This window comes from Pseudomonas sp. RL_105y_Pfl2_101 (assembly GCF_963970585.1).
Taxonomy (GTDB): Bacteria; Pseudomonadota; Gammaproteobacteria; order Pseudomonadales; family Pseudomonadaceae; genus Aquipseudomonas.
Map to the genome: position 1 here is coordinate 1 of NZ_CAXAPG010000074.1, position 5,905 is coordinate 5,905.

A 5,905-nucleotide genomic window follows, 5' to 3' on the forward strand; every position below is an offset into this window, starting at 1 on the left:
TGGCCGTTGAAGCTGAAACCCGCCGCGCCCTGGGCGATGCGATTCTCGCCGTGCATATCGCAGCGAACCTTGCCCCCAACAGATGCCATCGGTTGCCCGAATGCCAGAAAGGAACCTTCCAGCACTTTGCCGCCAAAGGGACGCAGGGGGTCGCCTATACGTATCACGCGCATCATGAAACCACCTGCCTCACTTGTTCGACCAAGCCACCGGTGGTTTTAAGGTGGTCCAGCATGCTCTGCATTCGCAGCTCATCCTCAGTCTTGAGGATGGCCTCGCGCTGCTGCGCCACCACTTCACCGATCGCAAAGGTCGGTTGCAGGATCTGCTCTGCCCCTGGCAGGAATGGCTCGACCTTGTTGCCGACAACGTTGATCACCTTGTAGCCCACTGACGCGGCGCCGAACGTGCCAGCCGCACCTTTCCAACCATCGCGACGGATGCTGTAGACCCCGCCCAACACCAGCGCGATGCCCACCACACGCCCGGCGACCACCACCGGAGTCATGCGTTTGTTGGACTCATCGCCGAAATACACCATGCGATAACGGAAGTAGTCGCCCCACAGTTCCCGCGAACTCATGAAGTCATGCAGGAACCACGCTCGCGAGTCATGCACCTGGTCGTCAAACATCGCCACCAGCAAGGCCGCTTGTACAGAGTCCCGCAACCGGACTCTCTCGTAGCTGGAGCCGCGCACGCCGAACAGTTCCTTGACATACAACTCGCCTGCCGCCTTGATCCGTGTGTACTCCTGTTGCTCGTCATCATCGTTAAGCAGGTACACCGTATCCCTGAGCACGCCATCGACCACCCAGCCGCCCACGCTGGTTTGATCGCGCCGAAAGCCCTGGTAATCATGTTCGAACTCTACGGCGGCTTCACGAATCTGCTGCTGGTCGATCACCGCCTCGTAAGGAGGCGGACCGGCCGTGCCTAACAACAGTTGTGTTTTGTTGGGCTGGCTACGGGCTGCTACGCGCTTTTCCTTGGCCTCCTTCATTTTCGTCTCGCGCTCATCCTTTTCCAGTTTTTGATCCGTAGCGCTGGTTTGCTTGGCCTGAATATAAAAAGGCTGTTGTAAATAACTGCCTCGGGCAAAGCGCTCGATACGCCAGCCGGTGATCAAGGCCAATTGCTCGGCCATGGTGTCTTCCAGGTTGTGGGGGAGGCGTAGGGCTTCGTGGTCGGCTGGGGTGGCGGAAGACGTGGCCTCGGTCAGTCCGAGGGTGGTGCGCCAGGTGTTGAAGCGGTCGATGAGTACCTCAGTGATATCAAATTCTTCTTTTGTATCGAGAGCCATCCGTCGCGCTGGCGGGATGTGCCGCAGTTCCTCCGGTATCACCGCCTCGGGTACCGTCAAGGGCGCACCAGCCGCAAACGCCGCCGCAAACAGATCGTGCAAAACGATTTGCGAGAGCAATTCTCCCGATCCGCCACGGGCCTTGCCTTGGTCTCCCTTCGGGTAACCGCCGCCGACATCCGAGTGCATACCGGGGTAGACAACCTCTTGGGCATAACCAGGGTAGCGACCATCAGCGTAACGAATTGAATCCAGGGGGAAACACAAGCGTTGTTCATGGGCCGCGACAAAATGCCGGGAATCCTTGATCCAGTTTGGAAAACGTCCCACATCGGGCAGCGCCTGGGAGCCATCGGCCCAGTCCATATGCCCCTCGGCGAAGGGCCCTGCACGGGCGCTGCCCACCGAGGCGACGGTGTCCAGCAGGCCCAGGAACTCGATGCTCAGCGGGATCCCCAACAGTTCCTGTTTCGGCTGCTCGGTCCCCGGTGGCGTATCGAACAGTTCGCTCAACCAGGTGACAAAGGTCCGCGCCTCCGCCGCCCCACGGGAAAACCCGTAGATGAACAGTTTGATCGCCAGCACCTTGGGTTGCACCGTGGCGACCTTGGCGCGTAATGGCTCCAGCAACGAGGCCATGGCCTGGTGGCGACTGCTTTTGCCTAAGGCGGTCAACGGCCAGGTGGTGGCCATGGTTTTAAGTTTGGCTTGGGCCACCGGCAGATCCAGCCCTTGTTCTTTGTTCAGGGCGAAGGACAGCGCATCGGCAATCTGCAACAGTCCCCAATTGATCCGGTCTTCGCCACCATTGGCAAAAGCCATTCCGAACGTTGTGAAATCCAGCTCGCCGATTTCCGGAAAAGGTGTGCCCACACCAGGAATGTAATAACGAAAGTAACCGCTTTCACGGTGAAGCAAGCTGGCGTGATAGAGCCGGGCGATATTGGTTGGGTTCGAAAACTCACCCTTGGAAGTGTCGTGGGGCTCGTTGTTATTGGTCCCGTCGAAAAACAAGCTGATATGTAAAGCTCGGGCGCAGGTGGATGCGCCGCGCAAACCACGTTTAGCGTTCTGTTCCTGACGATAGTTGTTCACTTCAGCAGCTTGTCGCTCATAATTTTTTCTGACTGCTTGAGGATCGCTGGGTAAACGTCCTTGCTTGGGAAACAAGGCCGGTGCGAAAACAGTCTCACGACTTTTTATTTCGGACATACAGCAGGCTCCTGCATTTTCAAAGGTTCTTTAATCGGGCTGTTAGGTGAGGGGTAACGCCAGCAGGAAGTGGATACCTTGACCTGATGACAAGGTAGAAAGTGGACTTCCAGCGCGCACAATCGATCCTCGTAAGGCGGAAGATCCACAATGACTTGGTGTTGCCCATAGCTAGTTTTATGTTTAACCATAAAAGCCCTAAACTCGTCCGTTCCTAACGGGGGGGAGCCAGCATATGGATTCGGATCAGTCTCCCACTTAACTTCAAACTTCAACCCCGGTTCCCATTGGCCAGGTAACATCACGCAGCACATCCCGCCGCCGTAACCGAAGGGACTGGCATTCCCCCCTCCGTAGCCATTTACGGAAAACCGATTAATGGCCGCAGAAGTATGATTCACGGCATCCAAGTTACCCGCCAAAAACTTCGGCGCTCCCCCTGAACACCCAGACAACAATAAAAGCAAACAACCGCCGATCCAATGCCATATCGCTACCTTTTTGAAATTGCTCATCGCTCATCTTTGCCTCTAATATATAAAGCACTGACGCAGGTGGACGCGCCGCGCAAACCGCAGTAGTCATTTTATTACTGACATTCGTCGCTTTAACTCGGCGACTCACCACTCATTTGCTCCATGAGTAATTGAGAGCACCCACACCGCACTACTAATGCACCGCAAGGCCGCCGACATCAACAACGAAGCAATGCTGATCCATAGCGATCACTCCCCAAGAAAATGTATAGACCGGAACTTAAATAAGGCGTTATCGAAACTGTAGACTTTGAATTACCGTGTCTATCACACGTTAAAATCTCGCCGCTAGGCTGCGGATTGACAATAGCGTCACCCGCTTTCTTGACACCAACGCCGGCGTTACCAAAATATATATTGACACCCTGATAACCGCTATCACTCTTGAGATAAACATGCATCGATTTCGACTCATATCCTTCAATATAAGGGACAGCCATCGTTGAGATCGAATTTACCAAGGGTGCACCATCTACATTTAACACAAGAGAATGCTGTCTGTTTTTATACCATACACTATATCTGGCCAAGTCGTTTTTTTTGGTCTTTTCTTCGGAGAGGTCAAAATCAAATTTTAGATAGCCGTAACTCTTGACCGACAAACTTTCTCGATACGTCATTCTCCTCTGGCGGGTTGCATGCATATGGTCGTACGGGAGTAAAAGCGTATCCACTACCAGGTCAGCTGGAATGCTTGCCACAAATAAAAAAGGACAAACAATAGTCATATAACAGATCATTGTCAAGTAACCAGCACTATCATTTCCGCCTAACATTTTTACATCCGCGTCGACTCCCTTGTAGTACTCACTATCATTTCTTGAGAACCAACCATCTTCCACTCGAGCAAGAAAAGTACCGCACCCAGACATACAGATGAAAGCAAGCGACATTACGATCGCCCTCAACAGCCTGCCAACCATAAAACACTTCCTATTCATCTTGATTTTTTTCAAAATTAAATCTCGCATACGCATGTAAATCACCAAAGTAATTCTCTTTGCTCGCTTGAAGCACCAGGCGATAACAAAGGGCAAAACCTTGCTCATCAGAAATATCCGAAAATTGCGTCTTGGCTATTCCAAGCAAAGTGTGCGCATCACCAATGCTGCCTAACTGATCAAACTGTGCGTCAGTCAACGAAACCGGATGCAGGGGTTCCAAAAACACCTGGTTCGAACGATAGGTACCCGACTGCCAGGCAGGTTGCTGGTCCCGGTCCAGCCAGCTCCATAGCAGCGCCACACTCAGGAACCGCTCTTTCTGTTCGGCGGTCAGCACGCTTTCCAGCAGCTCCGGTAACACGCGCGGGTCGTAGAACCGCAACAATCCGGTCTGACCGCCCCATTCAAGTTGCGACGAGGCTTGAAGGGATTTGGCCAAGGCATCGAACGGCATGGGTGAGATCAGCACGAGGAGGCGCGGCAAGCCCCAAAGTTGTTCTACCACCTCCTCCAGCCAGGCTTCGTGCTGCCATTTATCCAGGCTCAAGCGCATCAGGATCGGTGCCTGTTCCAACAGGGATTCTTCCGGTGTGCCATCGAACAAAGAAAACCAAGGCGTGTTCGTCATACTCCGCAAGGCCGGCAAAACGGAGAGGTCCCAGGCGGCTTGATCGACGACAAGGTCGACATGGCCTACGTTGGCGGAAGCGCAGAGGCTTTTTATCTGCTCGATCCAGTGGCTATGAAGCTTTTGCATGTGCAGATTCCTCATTGGGCGGTACGCATGGCTGCGCCTGCTGCTTGTATCTGGGCCATCTCCAGACATTCCTTACACACCGACTGCGGCAAATCCGCCAACGCAAAGCTTTGCCCGGCAGGCAACTCCCAAACGTGTTGCCCCTTGAGGTTCAGCTTGCCGGGGCTATGGATGTCGATGGCGCCGCTTGGGTTAATCCGTATAAACCCGCCGCCACACGCCAACGTGATCCCATTCTTCGCCGTCACCTGCACATGCCCCTGCACCGACTGCACGCTGACGTCCTGCTGGGCTTTCAAATCCAACACATCGCCGTGGGATTCAATCTCCAACGGACCCTTGCCCGAAACCAGGCGCATGCCTTCCTGCTGGGCCAGCAGCGAGATACCTTGATTGGCATGGGCCGACAGGTGCTTGGCGGCGGCGAGGTTGATTTGGTCCTGGCTTTGCAGATAGAGCGCGTCGCCGCTCTTGAGCAGCAAGCTGGCCGGGGTGACCGCGCCGATGCCCTTGGGGGCGCTGAGCAGGATGGCGGCGGCCTTGAGGTCTTTTGCGTCGGCCTGAAATTGCTGCAAGCCGCCCAGGTCGGGCTTGCGGCTGTGATGGGCCTGGGCGATGTCTTGCCAGTCGGCCATCTGTCGCTTGGCGCCTTCGACTTGGGCGCTGGCCGGGTCCATGCTCAGGACGTCGCCCTTGGCCTTGACCTGCTCATCAGCACTGATAAACACCCCCTTGCCAGCACGAATCGCCCCCCAGCCATCCGTGCGCAACTCAAACCCTTCCCCCCGTTTCTTGCGCTCGGCATCCACCAGATGCCCCAGGTTCAACTGACTCTTACCACTGTGCTCGGTGCTGAGCTTGACGTGCTCCTGCCCCCGGGTGTCGTCCATGCGCAATTTGTTGTTGGTCGGGGTGCGCAGCACGTTGCGTCTTTCATTGCGCGCCGTAACCAGGTCCGGGTGTTCGTTGTCGTGCAGGGCGTGGGCGATGTAGGGGCGGTCGGGGTCGCCTTGTTCGAACGCGACTGCCACTTCGGTGCCGGCCTGCAGCGGGAAGTGCAGGCCGTGGGTGTCGCCGCCGTAGGGCCGGGCCAGGCGCAGCCAGGCGCTTGAGCGGGCGGCTTCCCAGGTGTCGCGGTCGAACAAAAAACGCA

Annotated in this window: 5 protein-coding genes; all 5 read right to left on the reverse strand. The window is 55.6% G+C overall.

The annotated features are described in order from the left end of the window. Positions 1-172 precede the first annotated feature (172 nt). Positions 173-2,515: a T6SS phospholipase effector Tle1-like catalytic domain-containing protein gene (locus tag AACY31_RS28130; RefSeq protein WP_445261591.1), complete on the reverse strand. Its 2,343-nt coding sequence runs from the start codon at positions 2,513-2,515 to the stop codon at positions 173-175. Continuing rightward, positions 2,503-3,030, reverse strand: coding sequence for a DUF3304 domain-containing protein (locus tag AACY31_RS28135; protein ID WP_339483754.1), 528 nt, complete (start codon positions 3,028-3,030; stop codon positions 2,503-2,505). Before AACY31_RS28135 ends, AACY31_RS28130 begins: the two co-directional genes overlap by 13 nt. A 179-nt stretch (positions 3,031-3,209) precedes the next feature. Continuing rightward, complete coding sequence (locus tag AACY31_RS28140) at positions 3,210-4,100, reverse strand: YceK/YidQ family lipoprotein (protein ID WP_339505563.1); 891 nt, start codon at positions 4,098-4,100, stop codon at positions 3,210-3,212. Further along, entirely contained in the window at positions 3,985-4,752 is a 768-nt protein-coding gene (locus AACY31_RS28145) for a DUF4123 domain-containing protein (RefSeq protein WP_339483756.1), read from the reverse strand. Before AACY31_RS28145 ends, AACY31_RS28140 begins: the two co-directional genes overlap by 116 nt. An 11-nt stretch (positions 4,753-4,763) precedes the next feature. Further along, positions 4,764-5,905, reverse strand: a 1,142-nt coding sequence (locus AACY31_RS28150) for a DUF2345 domain-containing protein (RefSeq protein WP_339505565.1), incomplete at its 5' end; no start/stop codon positions are given.